Origin of the sequence: Mesorhizobium sp. ISC11 (assembly GCF_037162595.1) — a bacterium.
GTDB lineage: Bacteria > Pseudomonadota > Alphaproteobacteria > Rhizobiales > Rhizobiaceae > Mesorhizobium > Mesorhizobium ciceri.
The window spans coordinates 302,333-322,169 of sequence record NZ_JAVSPW010000001.1 but is presented as its reverse complement, the minus strand read 5'-3'; the positions used below and the strand labels follow the sequence as shown (position 1 = coordinate 322,169).

Sequence of the window (19,837 nt, the reverse complement as noted above, 5' to 3'; positions counted from 1 at the left end):
GGCCACCGCCCCTGACCCGCGCGGCGCCCGTGAAGCCGGCGCCTCGTCGGCACTGGTGCGGAGGATTTTGGACTCCGTCGCGGGTGGGTCAAGACCTCGTAATGTAATGTGATTGGTGCATGCAGGTGCCTGCGTCACCGGTGCTGTCCACATCAGTCGTGCCCTTCGATCGGCACTTCGCGAAACAGTGGTCAACCGCCAGCTTGATGTCTGCTGGACCGGAGCCGCCTCGGCCTCAACGCGCGGCTGGTCGGCTGGATCGGCGGTCTCGAGGACAGGGAACAATGCCGCTGGCAGGCCGTTCTGTTCCTTGCCGGAGGATGCCATGAACGACGCGTCGGCACAGCCCGCTGCCCCCGTGCTTTCATCGGCGGAGCGTGTCAACACGCTGTCGCATTTTCACCGCGCCGAGATCGCTCGCATGGCGGGATGGCGCGACCGGCTGGACAGGACAACCAACTGGGCAATCACGGTGGTGGCGGCGCTGCTTTCGGTATCGCTGTCGACGGCCAGTGCGCATCACGGCGTGCTGCTTTTCGCCATGCTGCTGATCTTGCTGCTGCTATGGATCGAGGCGCGCCGCTATCGGTTCTTCGATTTCTATCGGGCGCGCGTACGCCAGTTCGAGCGCCACTATTTCGCGCAGATCTTTTCCCCACAGCCCGACTTTGCCTCGGACTGGCTGCTCATCGTCGGGGAAGGCCTACGCGCGCCGAAGTTCCTGCTGTCGCAGCGCGTCGCGCTGGCCCGTCGGCTGCGGCGAAATTACATCTACCTGTTCCTGATCCTCTTGCTGGCCTGGGTGCTCAAGATATCCACGCCCAGCCTTCAAACCGTGGGCGTCAGGACCGGCTTTGCCGGTTCGCTTCGCGAAGCCGTAGACAGCGCCGCCCTTGGCCCCGTTCCCGGTGTGGCGATCGTGGTTGTCGTGGCCGCATTCTATGTCGGGTTGCTTGCCATCGTCTTTTTCACGGCCGATAACGACGGCGAACTGTCCTTTGGCGACGTGCATGTTTGACGTTGATGCCCGGCAACACGCCGCTGCAACGCAAACGGCGGCCCGCGCGCTGAGATGGTCGGTCCGCCGAAACGTTTGAGGGAACGGAACTTCGCGCCTAGATGCCGAAGAACTGCTTGCCAACCATGTAGCCCAGTGCCGCCACGACCAGCGGAAACAGCGCCGGCGCGGCTTTGCCCAGAAGGGAGACCTGCGGGTCCTTCGCCGGCGTATGACGTGCATTGCCGAGATTCTTGGTCATTGCTTGCCTCAGGTTCGAAAGACTCATTAGCAAATGCTGATTAACAGCATGGCCGCATTAACGGCTTGATAGGAAATCAACTCTGATCAGATGCAAATTCTAATGATCGGCACATGAACGGCAAAGACGCGCTGCCCTATTTGGCGGCGTTCGAAGCATTGACGGGGACGCGCGGCCGTTCGCGGCAATCGACAAAAACACGCCCGAACAACAAGATGGCTCAGGAACTCGATTTAGCAGGTGAGCGCCAGCTCCGAAGCCGGTGCAGTTCATCCGCCGCCTCGCCCGAGCTCGGGGTCGAACGCATGTCCGCGGCGTAGGCAGGCCGCCTCCCGTCAAAAAATTCGCAAACCAATGTCGGACTGGCTAGGCTTCGTCCGTCCTTGGGGTATCGAACAGGCATTCATGAAAGGATCCAGCAATGCCCGGCACCGTACGTTTGCACCGCGTTCTGACGACCAGCCCTGAAAAGGTCTATCGCGCCTTCGTTGAAGCGGACGCGCTGGCCAAGTGGCTTCCGCCAAACGGCTTCACCTGCACGGTCCATAATTTCGAGGCAAAGGTCGGAGGCACGTTCAAGATGTCGTTCCGCAATTTCACCACCGGCGACAGCCACGCCTTCGGCGGCGAATACCTTGAACTCGTTCCGGGCGAGCGCCTGCTCTACACCGACAGGTTCGACGATCCCAACCTGCCCGGCGAGATACGGGTGACCGTGGTCTTGAAAAAAGTGTCGGTCGGCACTGAAATCGACATCACCCAGGCCGGCATTCCGGACGTCATTCCGGTCGAGGCCTGCTATCTCGGCTGGCAGGAATCGCTCAGAAATCTGGCAAAGCTCGTCGAGCCCGAGATCAATCAGTAGGCTGCGGATGGCCGGGAGAACGGCCGTTTCTGGCCTGCCGAAGCCTGAAACTTGGACTGTGGCGGGAACTGCCCTTTGTCGCTAGCAATTCATCATTGCGGCACCCCTGTGCCTGGACGTGTCGATGAAGAATGCAGCGGAGGTTGAAAAAGCATGACTCTGACCAACCGAGACATCGTCGAGTTGACGGCGTGGCGGCGCCAGCTGCACCAGTATCCGGAAATCTCGAATGAAGAGGAGAAGACGGCAAAGGAGGTCGTCGCCTTCCTCGCCGATACGGGGCCGGACAAGGTGCTGACACAGCTCGGCGGGCACGGCGTCGCGGTCACATATGACAGCGGCAAAGCAGGGCCGACGGTGCTGTTCCGTTCGGAACTCGATGCCTTGCCTATCGAAGAACTTTCAGGCGTGCCGCATGCGTCGCGCGTGCCGGGCAAGTCGCATATGTGCGGCCATGACGGACACACCGCCATCCTGGCATCCCTCGGCCGGCAGTTGGGGCGCGAGCGGCCTGCAAGTGGCCGCGTCGTGCTGATGTTCCAGCCGGCGGAGGAAACCGGCAATGGCGCTGCCGGCGTCGTTGCCGATCCCCGCTTCGGCGAGATCGCGCCGGATTTCGCTTTCTCGCTGCACAACCTGCCTGGCGTGCCGTTCGGCGAGGTGCGGCTCAAGCCCGGCGTGGTCAACTGTGCGTCACGCGGCATGCGCATCGTGCTGGAGGGCAAGACCGCCCATTCATCCATGCCGGAGACCGGCACCTCGCCGATGCTGGCGATCAGTGAGCTGATGCCGGCGCTGCCGGCGCTCGGGCGCGGAACCTTCGCCGACGACGACTTCTCCATGCTGACCGTCACCCATGCCGCGATGGGCGAAGCCGTGTTCGGCATCGCGCCTGCTCATGCGCAGGTCTGGGCAACGCTGCGCACCCGGCGTGACGAGCGCATGGCGAATCTTTGCGCTGCTGCCGAAGCACTGGTCGCCAGGATCGCCGGCGAGCATCGCCTTACCGCCCGCTGGGACTATCACGAGATCTTCGTCGCCAGCGTCAACGCGCCGGACGCGGTGGAGCATCTGCGGCGCGCGCTCGATGAAGAGGGCGTATCGCACGGCGAAGAGGCCCTGCCGATGCGCGCCTCGGAAGATTTCGGCCTGTTCGGCCATAGTGCCAAGTCGGCGATGTTCTTCCTCGGTGCGGGCGAGCGGCACCCCGCCTTGCACAATCCCGACTATGACTTTCCCGACGACCTGATCCCGATCGGGTCGAGGATCTTCATGCGCACGGCACGCAATCTCCTGGGCTGACCTCCGCCAACTCCAACGCCGAAAGGAACATGCAATGCCAAAGATACCGAAGAACACGATTTGCCTTTGGTTCGACAAGGACGCCGAGGCTGCGGCGCGCTTCTACGCAGAGACCTTTCCCGACACCAGCGTGGGCGCCGTTCACCGTGCGCCGAGCGATTTTCCGTCCGGCAAGAAAGGCGACGTGTTGACGGTCGAATTTACCGTCGCCGGCATTCCCTGCATCGGATTGAACGGCGGCTCCACATTCAAGCAGAACGAGGCCTTCTCGTTCCAGATCGCCACCGACGATCAGCAGGAAACCGACCGCTACTGGAATGCCATCGTCGGCAATGGCGGCCAGGAGAGCGTGTGCGGCTGGTGCAAGGACAAATGGGGCGTGTCCTGGCAAATCACGCCGCGCACGCTGACCGAGGCCATGGCGGCCGGCGGCGAGGAAGCCAAACGCGCCTTTGATGCGATGATGGAGATGACGAAGATCGACGTCGCGGCGATCGACGCAGCCCGGCGCGGCTGACCTCGATCGCGGCTGAGTTGCTATCTGACCTTGATGACGACCTTGCCCTTGGCGCGTCCTGTTTCGACATAGGCCAGCGCCTCATTGGTCGCCTCGAAGGGAAATATCCGGTCGACGACCGGGCGGATCGCGCCGGATTCGATGAGCGATGCGATCTTGCTCAGCTGCTCGCCCTGCGCCCACATGAAAAGGAACGAGAACGTCACGCCACGGCGCTTGGCTTTCGCTCGAATACCGCGGCTCAGCAGGCGAAGCACCAGCCTCAGCACCACGTTCAGTCCCTTTTCCCTGGCAAATTCCGGATCCGGTGGGCCGGAGATGGAGATGAGCTTGCCACCCGGTTTCAGCACATTCAGTGATTTTTCAAGTGTCTTGGCGTCTTGGCTGTTCAAGACGACGTCGTAGCCCGAAAGGACTTTCTCGAAATCGTCTTTCCTGTAGTCGACGACGATATCGGCGCCGAGCCCCTTGACCAGACCGGCACTCGCCGCGCTGGCGGTGGTCGCAATGGTCGCGCCGAGATGCTTTGCCAGTTGGATGGCGAATGTCCCCACGCCGCCGGAACCGGCTTGAATGAAGACCTTCTGTCCCTTCTTCAGCTTGGCCCTTTCGACGAGCGCCTGCCAGGCGGTCAGGCCGACCAGCGGGATCGAGGCCGCCTCCTCCATGCTGAGGTTCCCGGGTTTCAGGGCCACGTCGGCTTCATCCATGGCTATGAACTCGGCGAACGTCCCGATCCGGCCATCGCGCGGCCGCGCATAGACGTCGTCGCCGAGTTTGAATTTGCGGACTTTCGATCCCACGCGCACAACCCTCCCGGCCACGTCGTGACCCAGGATGAAGGGCCGGCGATAGGGCAGGATCAGCTTGAACTCTCCGGTTTTGACCTTGGAATCGAGCAGGTTCACCGCCGCTGCGTGGACCTCGACCAGGACATCGCTGTCCCCGAGTTTCGGCTCCGGCATTTCGGCTAGCCGCAGAGTGCCGTTCTTGCTGTATTTGTCGACGACGAATGCCTTCATGGCAGTGACTTTCTGAGAGTGATTTTGGTGTGTCGCATGTGCGTGAAATCCTCTGCTCGCTGCGTTCAAACGGGCAGGCGGAATTGTTTCCGCAGGCTCTTGTCGAATATCCCAGCGGGAGCAAAGCGACGCAGCAGGCTGACCTGGCGCGCAGCCTTGCCGGCGGTGTAGCGCCGTTGCGGACGGGCATCGGTCGCTGCCTTGACGACCACTTGCGCCACCACTTCCGGCCGGTCGGCGACAGGCATCACGTCGCGAAGCAGCGCTTCCAGCGTAGCTCGGGCTTGATCGTATTCCTGCAACGGCGAATCCGGCTGGATCCCGTTCTGGTCGAAGACAGTACGAACGAATGCCGGCTCGATGACCGAAACGCGGATATTGAAGGCGCGAACCTCGTGGTCGAGCGATTCCGAATAGCCCTCGAGCGCGTGCTTGACCGCCGAATAATGCGCTGAATACGGCGCCGGCACCAGTCCCAGCACAGAGCCGATATTGATGATGTGCCCCTCGCCACGCTGCCGCATCGACGGCAGCACCGCATTGGTCATGCGGATGACGCCGAACAGATTGACGTCGAACAGAGCCTGCACCTGGGCAATCGAGAATTCCTCGGCGCCTCCAAGCTGGCCGACCCCGGCATTATTGACCAAGAGGTCGATCCGGCCGGTCTGCGAGAGCACCGTCGAAACGAGTGCGACAACGGCCTCACTGTCGGTCACGTCGCAGATCAGCATGGTCACCCCGTCCGGATCGTTGCCGGCCTTGCGCCGGCTGGTTCCGAAGACGGTGAACCCGGCCCGCGCAAGGGCTTCGGCACTGGCGCGGCCGATGCCCGAAGAGGCCCCGGTCACAACGGCGGTTTTTCCGGCATTCGTTTTCATTTCGTGCTCCAAACTCATGGGGGGCTAGCTTTTTTTCATCCGTTAAATTACAGTCGTAATATCAGATTATGACCATAATGCAATAGCAGAAAGGAATAGCAGCCATGCGCTACGAAAAGGGCAGGAAGGACGCCTCGCGCGGCCGGATCCTGGAGGTCGCCGCGGAACGCTTTCGGAAAAACGGCATAGCGGCGTCCGGACTGGCAACCATCATGGGCGACGCCGGGCTGACGAACGGGGCTTTCTATCCCCACTTTCAATCAAAGGCGGCGCTTGTCCGTGAAACGGTCGCTGCAGCTCTCGAGGATCAGTCCGACGAGATACGGCAAGCATTGGCCTCCGGCGGCTTGGCAATGGCCATAGACACATATCTGTCGGCGGCGCATCGGGATAACCCCGGGAAGGGCTGCGCCTCTGCCGCCTTGCTGGCGGAAATCGCCCGTGAGCCACCCGAAACGCGTCAGCTTTATACCGAGCGTTTGCTGACCCAGGTGCACCAGGTGTCGGTAGAGCTGCCGCCGCAAACTCCTGATCCGGAGGGCGTTGCGTTCGCTATCTTTGCGACCCTCATTGGCACGCTTCAGCTGGCCCGTGCCGTGGAGGGAACGGAATTGTCGGATCGTATCCTTGCGGCAGGGAAAGCTGCGGCGCGCGCGCTGATCGAGCAGAGTTAAGGGCGTACCACGCGTGGGCACGTCAAAGTCATTCTCATGCGGTATGACGCCCAGCCCCGCATCGGCCCCTTGGCAGGAACAGCACCGCCCGTATGATGGTCAGATGCGCGCCCGCTCTTCAGTGCCCGGTGCCGCGACCGAAGGACCTGGCGTCCTTGGCCAGCACCAGCTCGGCATCGTCGGTAACATAGCTGACATAGCGATAGTCGCGGATGAAGCTGATCTGACCTTCTCGCCACTCCAGCCACATGAAATGACGCGGTTTCTGGTCGGCATGGCTTTCGAACACAGCGATCACCTCGCGGCCGTCGAGCCAGGCCGGCGTCAGCCACACGCGGTCGCTTTTGGCGTAGATCGTGAAGAACACGCCGACATCCGCCGCACCCGAGCGCGGCGCATGCAGGGACTGATGAAGCCTGACGTCGTCGGCAAGCAGGGCGCGCAAGCCGTCCCAATCGCGCTGGTTGAACAGGGTCGCATAACGGACCACGGCGGCCGACGCGATACGCGCATCGGGAGCCGAGCTGGCCTGCGCACTGACTTCCCTAAGCCGGGCGCGGCCGCGCGCCAAGTGCCCTTTCACCGCATCGACCGTGATGCCGAGCAAAGCAGCGATCTCGGCCAGCGGCTCGTCGAGCACATCTCTGAGGATGACGACGCTGCGCTGGAGCAGCGGAAGCTCCGCGAAGCGCGACACTGCGGTCTGTATAGCTTGCCTGCGCATCAGCGTCTCCACCGGGTCGGCTTTGGTGTCGTCGGCAATTTCAAGCGCCGCCTCGATAGGCTCCGCCGCGCGGATCGCGCGGCTGCGCAGCAGGTCAAGCGCACGGTTGTGGGCGACGCGGAACAGCCAGGGCCTGAGCTGCGGCACCTCGCCCAGCTCATTCAGCGCAACGAAGGCCCGCGCAAACGTGTCCTGCACGACATCCTCGCCGTCGATGACCGAGCCCATCAGGCGCGCGCAATAGCGGTGCAGCTCTGGCCGCATGGCGGCGGCAAGGGCAAGCAGCCCTTCCCGTCGGTCGCGGTCCACGGCAGGATCTCGTTCGCTCAAGCCGCAGCCCCCTCCATCACGGTTACGCCCGCGTCGCCATTGAGGCCGAAGACGATGCCCTCGGCATATTGCGGGTCTTCCAGCACGGAAACCACCCTGTCGCCGAAGGTTCGGGGCGGCATCGGCGCACCGAAGCGGGTGACGAATTGTTCGGGCGTGATGCCCATGGATCCGGAATAGGCGCCGGCCGCCGCATCGCCTGTTCCGGTGCCGAGGATCATCTGCCGCGGCACGATCGCCTGAAAGCGGATGCCGAGCTTCTTCTCCTGCGAAACGCCGTTGGCGTACTTCGCCATGAACCACAGCATGCGCTTGGCGCCGCCATAGCCCCCCGACATCTGCGACCCGGTGACGGCGGCACCGCTCGATCCCACCAGAACACGGCTGCCCGGCTTGAGCGGCAGGTTGAGCGCCGCCTGCAGCCAGTATAGCCCGGCCTTGACGTCGGTTTCCCAGGCGATTGAAAAATCTTCCCAGCTCAGTTGGTCCAACCGGCCCATCCGGGGCGTGGCACCAGCATTCAGGACCACGACGTCAGGACGAACCTCGCTAAGAATGCGATAGGCCGCGCCCTCCTCCGCAACGTCGGCGCGGATAGTGGCGACCCCAAGCCGCGCACCGACCGCATCCAGCGCCTCGACGCCACGGGCAACGACGGTCACGCTGGCGCCCTGTTCGACCAGCGCCTCGACCAATCCGAGGCCAAGCCCACGGCTGCCACCGGTGACCACGATTTCTTTATTCCTGAGGCTCATCGACCCTGCTCCTTAGCTTCACTGTAGCTAAGACGTTTGAGGGTCGGAAAAAGAGCCAAGGTTTGGCGAGGCGCGCTGTCGCGGCGACGATCCGCGACATGCCGGCAATACTGGCGATCGGGCGGAAAGCTGCCTGTCCGCTTTCGACCTAAAATGCGATGCCCGATATTGGACGCAGTAAGATTAGAGGCTGCCGGCGATGAAAGCGCTGCCGGTCCATGCTGCGGCATCCCAGCCGGATATGTTCAGAAGTCGAGAGCGACCATCATGCCGCGGACTTCGGCCATTTCCAACAGCAGGTCTTGGAGTCTTTCGTCCAGTGCGGCACCGGTCAGCGCCAGAAGCTCGGTGACGCTCTCTCTCATCGATATGACGGCGGCGCCTGTCTTCTCGGCGAGCAGCCGTCCGATGGCAGCTCGGATCAGGTCGTCCTGATCAGACATTGCTTCACCTCCCAACGCACTGCAACCTCCCCTTGCTTTCCATGCCTCACCGCCGCTTTCGACAACAGGGCGTGATTTCCCATACCGTATGATTTTTGATGCGACATCGGGCAGCTTTGCTCATGCCAGCAGATCGTCTCGATGAGCCCGCCAGTCGTTCAACACCGACAATGAGGGCAGGAGCGAAAAATGGCCGGGCTGGACCGTTTCAACCGCTGCAAGCAGTGCCAGAGGCACTTCGTGCCGATAAAGCCCAATGCACACGCCCCCTTTGGCCGTTGCCGGCAATTCCGTGACGGTGTCGAAAATCGAAAACGTACCCGTTGGCTCTTCCACGATTTCGAAACGCCCCACCCCAAACCTCCCTCTGCACAAAAGTAGCGACCAACGCGGACATCCCCCTAGTGGTTCCCTAGGCTGGCAGTTTTTTTCGCGCCTTGGTTGTAGCGCATGCCGGCAGGACAGTCATGCCCGCAGGGCGCGCAGTCAAAAATCGCTACGCCCATTTTAAATCTTGACACGTGTCAATTTTTTATAAACATGCGCAAATTCCGGCATGGGCGTGTACGACGTGTCGCCCAGCCTGGTGGCGCTGTGCACCTCGCAACACCCGACGGCAAGAACCTTCGAGACGGCCGAGGCGCTAATAGCGTCACCCGACATCGACGCGGTGTTCGTGCTGTCATCCGACGACACCCACAGCCGCTTCGTGCACGCGGCGATTGCCGCCAACAAGCACATCCTGCTGGAAAAGCCCGCCTGTCTGACGGTGCGCGAGATCGACGATCTGCTGGCGCTGATGCCGGACTACGACAAGACCCTGTTCGTCGGCTATATGCGCCGCTACGCGCCGGCATATCTGGCCGCCAGGGACGAGCTGCCGGCCTTCGCCGACATCACCCATGTCCGCATCTTCGACCTGATCTCGGAGGGCCGGCATTTCCTCAAGAAGAGCCAGAACGTCCTCTATCCCAACGACATAGACCCGGCCCTGCTGGCGCGTGGCGCCAAGGAGCGCGACGCGCTGATCCGCGAAGTCGTCGGTGCCGACGCGCCGGCCGACCTGGTGCGCGCCTATCGCGGGCTGACGGCGCTTTCCTCGCACCACATTTCAGCGATGCGCGGGCTGATCGGCGAGCCGGCGCGCGTGCTGGCCGCGCACCGCACCAATGGCGGCGCCAACACATCGGTCACCTTCGACTACGGCCATTTCGCTTCTCTCTACGACGCGGTGGTCGACGATCTCGGCCTGTTCGACGCAATGATCGAGGTGCGCTCCAACACCAGGCGCGTGCGCATCATCTATGACACGCCCTACATCCGCAGCCTGCCGACGCGGCTGGAGGTCACCGATGCCGGCCCGCTCGGCCCGGTGACGAAAGCCTTCGGCCCTCTCTACGGCGATGCTTTCTCGAATGAACTCGAGATTTTCCACCGCCACATCGCCGAAGGAACAAAGCCGCTGACCGACCTCGCCGATTCCCGCCGCGACCTGGCGCTGATGGCCGAAATCATCGAGCGTATGAAGGAGAGCGGCCAGCGTTGAGGCGCTCCCTACTGCCCTACTGCCCTACTGCCCTACTGCCCTACTGCCCTACTGCCCTACTGCCTTATTTCCCGCAGTGATGATCGTTGATCTTGTTCAATGCATTCGCGTCGGGTCCAACGCGATGGTAGGAGCACGCGCCAGCCGCCGTCGTCACCAACTGCTGATCGTAGTAGTGCGGGCCGCCGAACAGGATATCGATGAGATCGCCTTCGGCGGGAACGTAGCGTTCGGAGTGGACCCGGCGGTCGTAATGCCGGTCGCCAGCCAAGGCCGGGGCGCAAAGACTCGCGCCCGTAGCAACCGCGAGAGCTAGGATCGCAACGCATTTCGTGGTCATCGGCACACCCTTCTGGCCATTCCGGAATCGCACCATACATCCAAAACCGCCAGCCGGACAAAAGTTCCGAGAAGACCGCGATAGGCTCTTGCCGAAGCCTGCGGCCTCGCTCATCCATGGTGCGTGGAAATGTGGGATCCGTGATGACCGACGCCAGCCTTCACCTCGTCGAAGCGACGATCGACCAACTGCGCCGCGCGCTCGATCACGGCACCGTCACCAGCGTCGAACTGGTCGGGGCGTATCTCAGGCGCATCGCGCATTTCGACCGGCACGGCATCAGCCTCAATGCCGTCCCGGTGCTCAACCCTGACATGTTTGAGCAGGCGGCGGCCTCCGACCAGCGGCGCCGCAACGGCGCCGTGCTCGGACCGCTCGACGGCATCCCCTACACCGCCAAGGACAGCTACAAGGTTGCAGGCCTGACGGTGGCCGCCGGCTCGCCGGCCTTCGAGCATCTCATTGCCAATGAGGATGCCTTCACCATAGCCCGGCTGCGCGCCGGCGGTGCGGTGCTGATCGGGCTGACCAACATGCCGCCAATGGCCAATGGCGGCATGCAGCGCGGCGTCTATGGCCGCGCCGAAAGTCCGTACAATGGCGATTATCTCACCGCCGCCTTCGCATCGGGTTCGTCCAATGGCTCCGGCACGGCGACAGCGGCCAGCTTCTGCGCCTTCGGGCTTGGCGAGGAAACCTGGTCGTCCGGCCGCGCGCCGGCCACCAACAATGCGCTGGTCGCCTACACGCCGTCGCGCGGCGTCATTTCGGTGCGCGGCAACTGGCCACTGGTGCCGACCATGGATGTCGTCGTGCCGCATGCGCGCAGCGTGCCCGACATGCTCGAACTGCTCGACGTGATCGTCGCCGACGATCCCGAGACACGAGGCGATTTCTGGCGCGCGCAGCCCTGGGTCAAGCTGCCGAAAAGCTCCGATGTGCGGCCGCCCCGTTATACCGATCTCGCACTGGCGGGGTCGTTGAAAGGCAAGCGCCTGGGCGTGCCCAGAATGTATATCGGCCGCGACAGCGAGGCCGATGCGCCGATCGAAACCCGCGCCTCGGTGCTTGCCCTGTGGGAGCAGGCAGCGGCCGATCTCGCGCGGCTTGGCGCCGAGGTGGTCGAGGTCGATTTTCCCGTCGTCTCCAACTACGAACGCGACCGCCCCGGTGCGCGCACCATGGTCGAGCGCGGGCTGGTGCCGCAGGACTTCGCCGAGCGCGAACTCTGGGATCTCAGCATCTGGGGCTGGGACGACTTTTTGCGCGCCAATGCCGACCCGGCCGTGCCCGATCTCGTCTCCGTCGACGGCCCAAAGATCTTCCCGCAGCCGCCCGGCACGCTGCCCGACCGCTATGAGGGCGGCTTCGATCTGAGAGAATATGTGGAACGGGCCCGGTCCGGCGTCACGCCGTTCGCAGACATTCCAACGCTGGAAGACGGACTGAAGGGCCTCGAAGCAACAAGGCGGATCGATTTCGAGGTCTGGCTGGACGGCCAAGACATCGACGCCGTGGTGCTGCCCGCCGCCGCCGATGTCGGACCGGCCGATGCAGACATCGACGAGGCATCCGCCGCCCTTGCCTGGCGCAATGGCACCTGGGTCGCCAACGGCAATCTGGTCTGGCGCCATTTCGGCATCCCGACCGTCACCGTGCCGATGGGAACCATGGCCGATATCGGCATGCCGGTCGGCCTGACCTTCGCCGGTAAGGCCTATGACGACGAAAGGCTGCTGCGCATGGCCGGCGACTACGAACAGTCGACCCGGCGCCGCACCCTGCCCCCACGCACGCCGGAACTGACTGAAGATGTATTTTCCCGCCGGCCCACGCAAACCGGTAACGGCAAGGCACCTCCGCTCGTCATTGCGCTTGCCGCCGAGACGCGCACGACCGGCGATCAGGACGAGATCACCATCACCCTCGACCTGCCGATCGACGCCGAGGCGGAACACGCCAGCGTCAAGGTGCATGTCAACGGCGAGCCTGTCGCCATCCAGCGAAGCGGAGCGCGCTGCTGTGGACAGGCATTGGTTCCGGCCGCAGAGCACCAGCGGTTCCACAGCGTCTGGCGTGGCTCGTATGGCTCGATCGTGACGGCTATTGTGCGGCTGGAGGATGGGCGCAGCGCCGGCGCCTATCTGGTTACGGGCGGGATTGGATGAACGCCAGCAGCTAGGAAGGCAGCGAAGTCAGCCATTCTTCCCAAAATTCCTGCTGCATATGGACGAAAACCGGAACCACGTCGACGCCATCATCAAATATGTCGACCAGATCGCTCTCTTGCGGAAATTGCCCCGTCTTCACCTTGCAGGCTATCAATCCGCGACTTTTCTCCATCACGGTATTTTCCGGATAAACATTGGCGCTTGCTCCGTAACAGAAGGGTAGCAGGCCATCGACTTCGAGTGCCTGACGGATTTGGAACAGAGCCTCGAAAAAGTCTTCCTCTTCTGCCTCGATCACCTTGTCCCGATAACTGCATTTCAGATTGCATGCAGCGCGGTTCACGTGCAGCGTGAACACGGCTTGCTCGTCGTCACCAACGGAACCTGCTCCGATCAGAAAAACAGTACGCTGATGGTCCATCTCATCCCCCTCGCCATGTGACGGGATGGTAGTACGACAACGGCCGCTTTTCCAGCATGGCAGGGATTGGGACGCGGCCGCACTCCCTGCCGTCGTCATCCGCTGGCCGGGCGTTCCGCCGCAAAGGCAAGGTCCCGCCGAATGACATCCCGCTTGTCTTGCGACAGACCGGCAAGCAGCTTTTCATCGAGGCAGCCTGCTCGGATGAGATGAGTGAAGACATAAAGGAGCTGCGAATAGCGATAGTCGAACGTCCGATCGATATCCCGCCGCTGTTCACGCAAATAGTCTTCCAGCTCCCACATCTGGGAGGGAACCGTCACCGCACTGGCCTTGCTCTTGAATTCGGCCATCGTCTTTGCGAGGGCCGCCTCAAGAGCCTTATCGAAGGCGTGGCGGGCGAGCTTCTTTTCGGAAGCGGACCAACTGAAATCGTTCATTGGATATCTCCGTAGATTTCCTGTGAATTCCATCAGATTTTCACGAACTTCGCCTGCTTCTACCCCCGCGCCGCCCAAAGCAAACCCCGCTCCACCATCAGCGCCATTTCCGGCACCGCGAACTCATCCGCCGTGTGACCAAGGGAACTGTAGAAAACCTTCCCCGCCCCATAGCGCCGTTTCCAGACGACCGGCATGACAACGCCGCCTATCCCCGGAAAATGCGCGTCGGTGAAGGTGGTGGTCGCCAGCACCTCATTGCTTGGGTCGACATGCATGTAATATTGCTCCGACCGGTAGGCGAAATCGCTGATGCCTTTTGTGATCGGGTCCTCCGGCCGCGTGATGGCGACGTGATAGTCGATGATGTTGCCGGGATGCGCCACCCATTGGCCGCCGGTCATGAACTGATAGTCGGGCTCATTGCGGAAACTGTCGCCCATCGTGCCGTGGAAACCGCCGAGTCCGCTCCCCCCGCGAACCGCAAGCGTCAGGTTCTGCAACTCGGCCTTTTCGATCGTCGACATCGTGATGACGGGCACGATGAGATCGAAGGAAGCAAGCTCCGGACCAGCGAACATCGCCGTGCCCTCACCCAGCGTGACGTCGAAGCCGTTTCGCTCAAGCAAGGTGCGAACGAGCTTCGCGCTCTGCTCCGGCGTATGGCCCTCCCAGCCGCCCCAGGCGATCAAGGCCTTCTTTGGCATTGTGTACCTCCCTGGAAAACTCGGCCCTGATCGATCCGGCGTCAGCGCCAGCCCAGCGCTGGAGCGACATGGGTCAGGATCGCCTCGATGACATGCGCATTGTAGTCGACGCCGAGCTGGTTCGGAACGGTGAGCAGCAGCGTATCGGCTTCGGCGATCGCCTCGTCCTGCGCCAATTCCTTGATCAGCACATCCGGCTCGGCCGCGTAGCTGCGCCCGAAAATCGCTTTGGTGTTCTCCTCGATGAAGCCGATCTGGTCGCGGCTCTCGTTGCCGCGGCCGAAATAGGCGCGGTCGCGATCGTCGACCAGCGCGAAGATGCTGCGGCTGACCGAGACGCGCGGCTCGCGCTTGTGGCCGGCTGCCTTCCAGGCCTCGCGATAGATGCGGATCTGCTCGGCCTGCTGGATGTGGAACGGCTTGCCACTCTCGTCGAATTTGAGCGTCGAGCTCTGCAGGTTCATGCCGAGCTTGGCTGCCCATTCCGACGTGGCGTTGGTAGCCGCACCCCACCAGATCCGCTCGCGCAAACCCTCCGAATGCGGCTCGAGGCGCAAGAGGCCGGGCGGGTTGGGGAACATTGGCCGTGGATTGGGCTGGGCGAACCCCTCGCCGCGCAGCGTCTCGAGGAAGACCTCGGCGTGGTGCCTTGCCATGTCGGCGTCGCTCTGCCCTTCCGGCGGCGCGTAGCCAAAATGGCGCCAGCCATCGATCACCTGCTCGGGCGAGCCACGGCTGATGCCGAGTTGCAGGCGCCCGCCGGCGATGATGTCGGCGGCACCGGCATCCTCGGCCATGTAGAGCGGGTTCTCGTAGCGCATGTCGATGACCGCGGTGCCGATCTCGATGCGGCTGGTCCTGGCGCCGACCGCCGCCAGCAGCGGGAACGGCGACGCGAGCTGGCGGGCGAAGTGATGCACGCGAAAATACGCGCCGTCCGCGCCCAGCTGCTCGGCGGCGACAGCCAGCTCTATGGATTGCAAAAGCGCGTCCGAAGCCGAGCGCACTTGCGATTGCGACGAGGGCGTCCAGTGCCCGAACGACAGGAACCCGATTTTCTTCATAATCATGCGATATAAGGATGCGCGTCAGGCTTCAATGCAAAAGAGATTTTTTGGCGCCCGGATCAAGGCTCATGCATCGCTATTCTCGAAGGCGCCAATGCCTTGTGCGATCAGGTTGGTCGCCATCACCAGCGAGACGATTGCCCCGGAATTGAAGACGACGACCCACCATTTTCCGCCGGTCAGGAAGCCATAGCCGTCGGCGACGGCCAGTCCCCAGTCGGCCGATGGCGGCTGAATGCCGAGGCCGAGAAAGCTCAGCGTCGCGATCGAGAAGAACGCGTAGCCCAGCCTTGTGACGAGTTCGATGAGGATCGTTTCCCTGATGTTGGGCAGGATCTCCAGGAACATGATGGCGAGCGGGCCTTCACCGCCAAGCCGCGCGGCGCTGACATAGTCGCGCTGCTTCTGCTCACGCACGGCGGCGCGAACGGTGCGCGCCACCAGCGGCGCGTAGGCGATGCCGATCACCAGGATGACGGTCAGGTTCGACGGGCCGATCGCCACCAGCGTCATGGTGACGAGAACGATGAACGGAAACGCCATCAGCGTATCGAGCAGCCGCGCGCCGATGGCATCAGTGAGGCCCTCGAAATAGCCGAGCACCAGGCCGATGATGCTGCCGGCGGCAACCCCGGCCAGCGTCGCCAGCGGCGCAACCAGCAGGATGTCGCGCGAACCGACGATGATGCGGGACAGCACATCGCGGCCGAGCTGATCGGTCCCGAACCAGTGCAGCGCATCGGGCGGCGTCAGCGTCGCCAGGAAATCCTCGGCATAGGGATCGTAGGGAACGAAGAGGTTGCCTGCTATGGCGCAAGCGACCCAGAACAAAAGCAGCAGCAATCCGACCACGACCGACGGCGGCAATCCGGCGAAAGCACTGCGAATCCGGCGCACTGCCGAAAAGCCCGCCACGGCGCGCTGCAGTGCGGGAAACTCGGCCAGATCCGTCATGGCGAGGTCCGGCGGCGTTGCCGCGGATCGAGCAGCGCCAGCAAGAGGTCGCCGGCCGCCGCCGACAGCACGAAGATGGCCGCCATCACCAATACGCCTGCCTCCAGCATCGGGAAATCACGGGCCTTGGCCGCGTTCAGGACCAGATTGCCAAGTCCCTGGATGCCGAACAACGCCTCGATCACCACCAGCCCACCCAGCATGTATCCGGTCTGCGTCGCCAGCACCGCGACGGTCGGCGTCAGCGCATTGCGCAGCACGTGCCGAAAGATGATCTCGCGCCGCTCGAGCCCTTTCAGGACGGCGGTGCGCGTGTAATCGGCGGCGATCGCCTCGATCACGCCTGCTCGCGTCATCCGGGCGATATAGCCGGAAAGGTTCAGCACCAGCGGCAGCGCCGGCAGGATCAGATAATAGCCATGCGTCCAGAAGCCCGCGCCATCGGGCGCAACTCCGGAGATCGGGAACCAGTTCAGCCACAGGCCGAAAACGATGAGCAGCATCAGGCCGGAAACGAAATCAGGCACAATGCCGAAGGAGACGCCCGCCATCACGATCAGCCGGTCGATGAGGCGGCCCGCATTGAGACCGGCGATGACGCCGGCACCAACGCCGAGCGGAACGAGGAAGAGCAAAATAATCCCGGCAAGCGCCGCGGAGCGCTTGAGGCTTTCCAGCACGAAGGGCGCCACCGGCCCGCGCATCGACAGCGAGGTGCCGAAGTCACCGGTGACCGCTTTGCTGAACCAGAGCCAATACTGGACGAGAACCGGCTGGTCGGCGCCTAGCCGCTTGTTCAGTTCCGCCACCGCTTGCGCGTCGGCAAAAGGCCCGAGCATGACACGGCCCACATCGCCGGGCAGGACCTGCCCGGCGAAGAACACCAGAATGCTGACCAGCCACAGGGTGAGGACAAGTGTGCCCACACGCGCTGACAGAATGCGACCGGTCAGCATGTCGCGATCATGCCTGGACGAAGGAAACGCGGTCGAGCAGGAGATGCGAAATCGCGGTGAAGCGTACGCCCTCGACCTTGGAGCTGACGATGCGGCTGTATTGCGAGAAGTAGCTGATGATCGCCGGCGTCTCGTCGAGCAGCAAGGTCTGGATCTTGCGGGCAACAAGGCGCTGTGCCTGCAGGTCGCGCGCCTTCGAGTAGTCAAGCAGCAGCGCGTCATAGGCCGGGTTGTTGAAATGTGCCGCGTTCCAAGCTCCCGAACTCTTTAGCGTGGCGTTGAGGAAGATGTCGGGCGTGCCGCGGTGGCCATAGTCGGTGATGCCGAGCACCGAATCCAGCCATGGCGAACTGCCGAACGTCGCCGAGCCGTAATAGGCGTCCTGCGGCAGGACATTGAGCTTGACGTCGATGCCGGCCTTCTTGGCGAAGTTCTGGATGATGACCGCATAGTCGGGAATGTCATAGGCGCGTTCGGTGGTCAGCGTCACCTCGAAGCCGTTGGGCACGCCCGCCTCGCCAAGCAGCCGCTTGGCCTCGGCAATGTCCTGCTTGCGCTGCGGCACCGATGGATCGGCCGAGGGGAAGATCGGCGCGAACGGCGTGTCGTTGCCGACGATGGCGCGGCCCTTGAGCAGGCCCTTGACCACAGCCTCTCGGTCGATCGTGAGCGCCAGCGCGCGGCGGATGCGCTTGTCGGTAAACGGCGCCTGGTCGGTCCTGAGATGCACCTGGTCGTGCGAGCTCGCCTGCACGCTCAGCAGCTTGAAGTTGGGATTGCCCTCGATCGCCAGCTCCAGCCGCGTCGTGCTTGGGATCACGTCGAGCTGGCCGGCCTGCAAAGCCAGCACCTGTGCCTGCTCGTCGTCGAAGAACTTGATCTCGATCCGGTCGGGCAGCGCCTTGTCGCCCCAGTAATTCTCATTGCGCACGAAGCTGGCGCCTTGCTTGGGACGGAAGGATTCGAGCTTGAACGGGCCGGTGCCGTTGAAAGTCTTCTCGAAATCACCGGCATAGTCGGCAGGCAGGATGACGGCATTGTAGACGTCGGAGGAGACATAGAACGGGAAGTTGCTGTTCGGACCGTCGAGATCGAAGGCGACGGTTTCGTCGTCGACCAGCTTGGCGCCGCCCTTGGACAGGATGCCCTTGTAGGCGGACAACGCCGACGAGCCGCTGGCCGGATCGACCAGCCGCTCGAAGCTCGCCACAACGTCTTTGGCGGTGACCGCGCGGCCATCGTGGAATTTTACCCCTTGCCGCAATTTGAAGGTCCAGCGGCTGGCCGTCTCGTTGGCCTCCCAGGACAGAGCCAGCTTCGGCTGCAGACCATCCTTCGGATCGTCGAGGATCAGATACTCGCCGACCTGGCTGATCACCCCGATGCTGGCCGGATCGGTGACCGAAACCGGATCGATCGCCTTGGTCGGCTGGCCGAGCCCGACGCGAACCGTGCCGCCGCCGGCAGCCGCGGCGCGCGCGCCTCCCAATCCCTGCGAGGCGGCAAAGCCGGTCAGGCCGAGCAGTGCGGCATATCTGAGGAGATCGCGGCGCTTGAGAAAGCCGCCCTGATGTTCGTCGACGGCGACATTCCAGATGTCCCCCGACAGATTGCGAACTGCGTCGATATCTCTGCGTCTGGTCATTTTGAAACCCTGCTTTGAAATGAAGATTGAAAATCTATACGACGGGCTCGCCGTCGAGATGGATGCGGTCGACGGCCTGCGGATAGAAGGCGATGAGGCCCTTGATCTTCGGCATTTCCTCAATGGGATCCCGGTAGCTCCAGGCGATATCAGGGCGCACCGAACCGTCGCTCAGCAGGCCGGACCAGTAAGAGGCGATGCCCTTGTAGGGACATCGCGTCGTGGTGACGGACGCCGTCAGCCGCTCCAGCCGGATGTCTTCCGCGGGCAGATAAAAACGCGTCGGCAGATGCGTCTCGAACAGCAGCACCGGGCGGTGGCTGTCGGCGATCGGCTCGCCGTCGAACCAGATCTGCAAATGGCTCGAGCTTTGCAGAACATCGATGCGCGCATAGGGATCGCGTGCATGAACGAAGACTTCCTCTTCCTCCTCGAACCATTGGTCGACGGCTTTCCAGGTGAAGGCGATGCGGCCGGCCAGCGGCGCCAGGTTTTCATCCGGCGGCGACACGAACGACCACGCCGCGTTGGCGCTGCGCCTGTCGCCGCTGTCGATATCCCAATAGGCGGTCTCGCCACCGACCGGATGCGGCTCGCGATGCAGCGAAGGTTTCAGCACCGATGGGTCGACCGCTGACGGCGGGAAGAAATAGATCGGCAGGAAATGGTTGGAGCGCAGCACCAGCACGTTGCGGCTGTCGGCGATGGTGCGGCCGCCGAATTTGACGCGCACACGCTTGGGGCTGTGCAGGACATTGACGAGCTGCGGCGCGGTCGCTTCGCGCGGCTGCAATCTTGGTGCGACGGTCATGATCGTT

Annotated in this window: 24 protein-coding genes; 8 read left to right on the top strand and 16 right to left on the bottom strand. The window is 63.0% G+C overall.

Going from position 1 to position 19,837, the window contains the following annotated elements:
* Window positions 1–325 precede the first annotated feature (325 nt).
* Entirely contained in the window at window positions 326–1,018 is a 693-nt protein-coding gene (locus tag RPF88_RS01635) for a DUF2270 domain-containing protein (protein WP_224620639.1), read from the top strand.
* Window positions 1,019–1,115: 97 nt separating this feature from the next.
* On the opposite strand, the gene RPF88_RS01630 is transcribed toward RPF88_RS01635, so the two are convergent.
* Window positions 1,116–1,259: a hypothetical protein gene (locus tag RPF88_RS01630; RefSeq protein WP_013530518.1), complete on the bottom strand. Its 144-nt coding sequence runs from the start codon at window positions 1,257–1,259 to the stop codon at window positions 1,116–1,118.
* Between the two features lie 113 nt (window positions 1,260–1,372).
* Between RPF88_RS01630 and RPF88_RS01625 the strand changes: the two genes are divergently transcribed.
* The 4 genes from RPF88_RS01625 (at window position 1,373) to RPF88_RS01610 (ending at window position 3,943) form a co-directional block, all read left to right on the top strand.
* A complete protein-coding gene (locus tag RPF88_RS01625; protein WP_337121585.1) occupies window positions 1,373–1,579 on the top strand; it encodes a hypothetical protein in 207 nt (68 codons plus the stop codon).
* 101 nt (window positions 1,580–1,680) lie between these two features.
* The gene (locus tag RPF88_RS01620; RefSeq protein ID WP_013530517.1) at window positions 1,681–2,124 is read left to right on the top strand and encodes an SRPBCC family protein; all 444 of its coding nucleotides are present in this window, start codon (window positions 1,681–1,683) and stop codon (window positions 2,122–2,124) included.
* A gap of 153 nt (window positions 2,125–2,277) precedes the next feature.
* Window positions 2,278–3,426 (top strand): amidohydrolase, encoded by a 1,149-nt coding sequence (locus RPF88_RS01615; protein WP_013530516.1) that lies wholly within the window; start codon window positions 2,278–2,280, stop codon window positions 3,424–3,426.
* A gap of 43 nt (window positions 3,427–3,469) precedes the next feature.
* Window positions 3,470–3,943, top strand: a complete 474-nt coding sequence (locus RPF88_RS01610) for a VOC family protein (protein ID WP_027160885.1) — start codon at window positions 3,470–3,472, stop codon at window positions 3,941–3,943.
* Window positions 3,944–3,963: 20 nt separating this feature from the next.
* On the opposite strand, the gene RPF88_RS01605 is transcribed toward RPF88_RS01610, so the two are convergent.
* Together RPF88_RS01605 and RPF88_RS01600 are read right to left on the bottom strand one after the other, a co-directional pair.
* Window positions 3,964–4,965: an NADP-dependent oxidoreductase gene (locus RPF88_RS01605; protein ID WP_024503923.1), complete on the bottom strand. Its 1,002-nt coding sequence runs from the start codon at window positions 4,963–4,965 to the stop codon at window positions 3,964–3,966.
* Between the two features lie 65 nt (window positions 4,966–5,030).
* Window positions 5,031–5,846 carry an oxidoreductase gene (locus tag RPF88_RS01600; RefSeq protein ID WP_337121584.1) on the bottom strand — a complete coding sequence of 272 codons (816 nt, stop codon included), beginning with the start codon at window positions 5,844–5,846 and terminating at the stop codon, window positions 5,031–5,033.
* A 104-nt stretch (window positions 5,847–5,950) separates the two neighbouring features.
* Between RPF88_RS01600 and RPF88_RS01595 the strand changes: the two genes are divergently transcribed.
* A complete protein-coding gene (locus RPF88_RS01595; RefSeq protein WP_013530512.1) occupies window positions 5,951–6,520 on the top strand; it encodes a TetR/AcrR family transcriptional regulator in 570 nt (189 codons plus the stop codon).
* Between the two features lie 118 nt (window positions 6,521–6,638).
* Here RPF88_RS01595 and RPF88_RS01590 read toward each other — a convergent pair whose 3' ends face one another.
* From RPF88_RS01590 to RPF88_RS01575, 4 genes are all read right to left on the bottom strand, one after another.
* The gene (locus tag RPF88_RS01590; RefSeq protein WP_064992517.1) at window positions 6,639–7,574 is read right to left on the bottom strand and encodes a sigma-70 family RNA polymerase sigma factor; all 936 of its coding nucleotides are present in this window, start codon (window positions 7,572–7,574) and stop codon (window positions 6,639–6,641) included.
* Window positions 7,571–8,329, bottom strand: coding sequence for an SDR family oxidoreductase (locus RPF88_RS01585; RefSeq protein ID WP_337121583.1), 759 nt, complete (start codon window positions 8,327–8,329; stop codon window positions 7,571–7,573). Before RPF88_RS01585 ends, RPF88_RS01590 begins: the two co-directional genes overlap by 4 nt.
* 245 nt (window positions 8,330–8,574) lie before the next feature.
* Entirely contained in the window at window positions 8,575–8,772 is a 198-nt protein-coding gene (locus RPF88_RS01580; protein WP_013530509.1) for a hypothetical protein, read from the bottom strand.
* A gap of 120 nt (window positions 8,773–8,892) precedes the next feature.
* Window positions 8,893–9,126, bottom strand: a complete 234-nt coding sequence (locus tag RPF88_RS01575) for a hypothetical protein (protein ID WP_013530508.1) — start codon at window positions 9,124–9,126, stop codon at window positions 8,893–8,895.
* Window positions 9,127–9,328: 202 nt separating this feature from the next.
* Here RPF88_RS01575 and RPF88_RS01570 point away from each other — a divergent pair, with 202 nt between their 5' ends.
* Window positions 9,329–10,318 (top strand): Gfo/Idh/MocA family protein, encoded by a 990-nt coding sequence (locus RPF88_RS01570; RefSeq protein WP_337121582.1) that lies wholly within the window; start codon window positions 9,329–9,331, stop codon window positions 10,316–10,318.
* 64 nt (window positions 10,319–10,382) lie between these two features.
* Here the strand turns inward: RPF88_RS01570 and RPF88_RS01565 are convergent, their stop codons facing one another.
* The gene (locus RPF88_RS01565) at window positions 10,383–10,658 is read right to left on the bottom strand and encodes a hypothetical protein (protein WP_024503933.1); all 276 of its coding nucleotides are present in this window, start codon (window positions 10,656–10,658) and stop codon (window positions 10,383–10,385) included.
* A gap of 143 nt (window positions 10,659–10,801) precedes the next feature.
* Here RPF88_RS01565 and RPF88_RS01560 point away from each other — a divergent pair, with 143 nt between their 5' ends.
* On the top strand, window positions 10,802–12,826 hold the full coding sequence (locus RPF88_RS01560; protein WP_337121581.1) for an amidase: 2,025 nt from the start codon (window positions 10,802–10,804) through the stop codon (window positions 12,824–12,826).
* A gap of 10 nt (window positions 12,827–12,836) precedes the next feature.
* Here RPF88_RS01560 and RPF88_RS01555 read toward each other — a convergent pair whose 3' ends face one another.
* The 8 genes from RPF88_RS01555 to RPF88_RS01520 form a co-directional block, all read right to left on the bottom strand.
* Window positions 12,837–13,250: a hypothetical protein gene (locus RPF88_RS01555; RefSeq protein WP_337121580.1), complete on the bottom strand. Its 414-nt coding sequence runs from the start codon at window positions 13,248–13,250 to the stop codon at window positions 12,837–12,839.
* Between the two features lie 95 nt (window positions 13,251–13,345).
* On the bottom strand, window positions 13,346–13,723 hold the full coding sequence (locus RPF88_RS01550) for a hypothetical protein (RefSeq protein ID WP_337121579.1): 378 nt from the start codon (window positions 13,721–13,723) through the stop codon (window positions 13,346–13,348).
* A gap of 26 nt (window positions 13,724–13,749) precedes the next feature.
* Window positions 13,750–14,397, bottom strand: coding sequence for a ThuA domain-containing protein (locus RPF88_RS01545; RefSeq protein ID WP_337121578.1), 648 nt, complete (start codon window positions 14,395–14,397; stop codon window positions 13,750–13,752).
* Between the two features lie 41 nt (window positions 14,398–14,438).
* Window positions 14,439–15,461 (bottom strand): LLM class flavin-dependent oxidoreductase, encoded by a 1,023-nt coding sequence (locus tag RPF88_RS01540; RefSeq protein WP_063168683.1) that lies wholly within the window; start codon window positions 15,459–15,461, stop codon window positions 14,439–14,441.
* A 69-nt stretch (window positions 15,462–15,530) separates the two neighbouring features.
* Window positions 15,531–16,418 (bottom strand): ABC transporter permease, encoded by an 888-nt coding sequence (locus RPF88_RS01535; RefSeq protein WP_013530497.1) that lies wholly within the window; start codon window positions 16,416–16,418, stop codon window positions 15,531–15,533.
* On the bottom strand, window positions 16,415–17,374 hold the full coding sequence (locus RPF88_RS01530) for an ABC transporter permease (RefSeq protein ID WP_013530496.1): 960 nt from the start codon (window positions 17,372–17,374) through the stop codon (window positions 16,415–16,417). Before RPF88_RS01530 ends, RPF88_RS01535 begins: the two co-directional genes overlap by 4 nt.
* Window positions 17,375–17,381: 7 nt before the next feature.
* Entirely contained in the window at window positions 17,382–19,019 is a 1,638-nt protein-coding gene (locus RPF88_RS01525) for an ABC transporter substrate-binding protein (RefSeq protein ID WP_024503938.1), read from the bottom strand.
* A 34-nt stretch (window positions 19,020–19,053) separates the two neighbouring features.
* A complete protein-coding gene (locus RPF88_RS01520) occupies window positions 19,054–19,830 on the bottom strand; it encodes a DUF427 domain-containing protein (protein WP_224674976.1) in 777 nt (258 codons plus the stop codon).
* Window positions 19,831–19,837 lie beyond the last annotated feature (7 nt).

Excerpts from the sequence above, each read along its gene's own strand:
- RPF88_RS01520 (WP_224674976.1), bottom strand. The coding sequence starts at position 19,830 with ATGACCGTCGCACCAAGATTGCAGCCGCGCGAAGCGACCGCGCCGCAG.
- RPF88_RS01635 (WP_224620639.1), top strand. The coding sequence starts at position 326 with ATGAACGACGCGTCGGCACAGCCCGCTGCCCCCGTGCTTTCATCGGCG.
- RPF88_RS01580 (WP_013530509.1), bottom strand. The coding sequence starts at position 8,772 with ATGTCTGATCAGGACGACCTGATCCGAGCTGCCATCGGACGGCTGCTC.
- RPF88_RS01620 (WP_013530517.1), top strand. The coding sequence starts at position 1,681 with ATGCCCGGCACCGTACGTTTGCACCGCGTTCTGACGACCAGCCCTGAA.
- RPF88_RS01600 (WP_337121584.1), bottom strand. The coding sequence starts at position 5,846 with ATGAAAACGAATGCCGGAAAAACCGCCGTTGTGACCGGGGCCTCTTCG.
- RPF88_RS01605 (WP_024503923.1), bottom strand. The coding sequence starts at position 4,965 with ATGAAGGCATTCGTCGTCGACAAATACAGCAAGAACGGCACTCTGCGG.
- RPF88_RS01595 (WP_013530512.1), top strand. The coding sequence starts at position 5,951 with ATGCGCTACGAAAAGGGCAGGAAGGACGCCTCGCGCGGCCGGATCCTG.
- RPF88_RS01565 (WP_024503933.1), bottom strand. The coding sequence starts at position 10,658 with ATGACCACGAAATGCGTTGCGATCCTAGCTCTCGCGGTTGCTACGGGC.
- RPF88_RS01615 (WP_013530516.1), top strand. The coding sequence starts at position 2,278 with ATGACTCTGACCAACCGAGACATCGTCGAGTTGACGGCGTGGCGGCGC.
- RPF88_RS01540 (WP_063168683.1), bottom strand. The coding sequence starts at position 15,461 with ATGAAGAAAATCGGGTTCCTGTCGTTCGGGCACTGGACGCCCTCGTCG.
- RPF88_RS01525 (WP_024503938.1), bottom strand. The coding sequence starts at position 19,019 with ATGACCAGACGCAGAGATATCGACGCAGTTCGCAATCTGTCGGGGGAC.
- RPF88_RS01625 (WP_337121585.1), top strand. The coding sequence starts at position 1,373 with ATGAACGGCAAAGACGCGCTGCCCTATTTGGCGGCGTTCGAAGCATTG.
- RPF88_RS01570 (WP_337121582.1), top strand. The coding sequence starts at position 9,329 with ATGGGCGTGTACGACGTGTCGCCCAGCCTGGTGGCGCTGTGCACCTCG.
- RPF88_RS01585 (WP_337121583.1), bottom strand. The coding sequence starts at position 8,329 with ATGAGCCTCAGGAATAAAGAAATCGTGGTCACCGGTGGCAGCCGTGGG.
- RPF88_RS01535 (WP_013530497.1), bottom strand. The coding sequence starts at position 16,418 with ATGACGGATCTGGCCGAGTTTCCCGCACTGCAGCGCGCCGTGGCGGGC.
- RPF88_RS01550 (WP_337121579.1), bottom strand. The coding sequence starts at position 13,723 with ATGGAATTCACAGGAAATCTACGGAGATATCCAATGAACGATTTCAGT.
- RPF88_RS01545 (WP_337121578.1), bottom strand. The coding sequence starts at position 14,397 with ATGCCAAAGAAGGCCTTGATCGCCTGGGGCGGCTGGGAGGGCCATACG.
- RPF88_RS01555 (WP_337121580.1), bottom strand. The coding sequence starts at position 13,250 with ATGGACCATCAGCGTACTGTTTTTCTGATCGGAGCAGGTTCCGTTGGT.
- RPF88_RS01560 (WP_337121581.1), top strand. The coding sequence starts at position 10,802 with ATGACCGACGCCAGCCTTCACCTCGTCGAAGCGACGATCGACCAACTG.
- RPF88_RS01530 (WP_013530496.1), bottom strand. The coding sequence starts at position 17,374 with ATGCTGACCGGTCGCATTCTGTCAGCGCGTGTGGGCACACTTGTCCTC.
- RPF88_RS01630 (WP_013530518.1), bottom strand. The coding sequence starts at position 1,259 with ATGACCAAGAATCTCGGCAATGCACGTCATACGCCGGCGAAGGACCCG.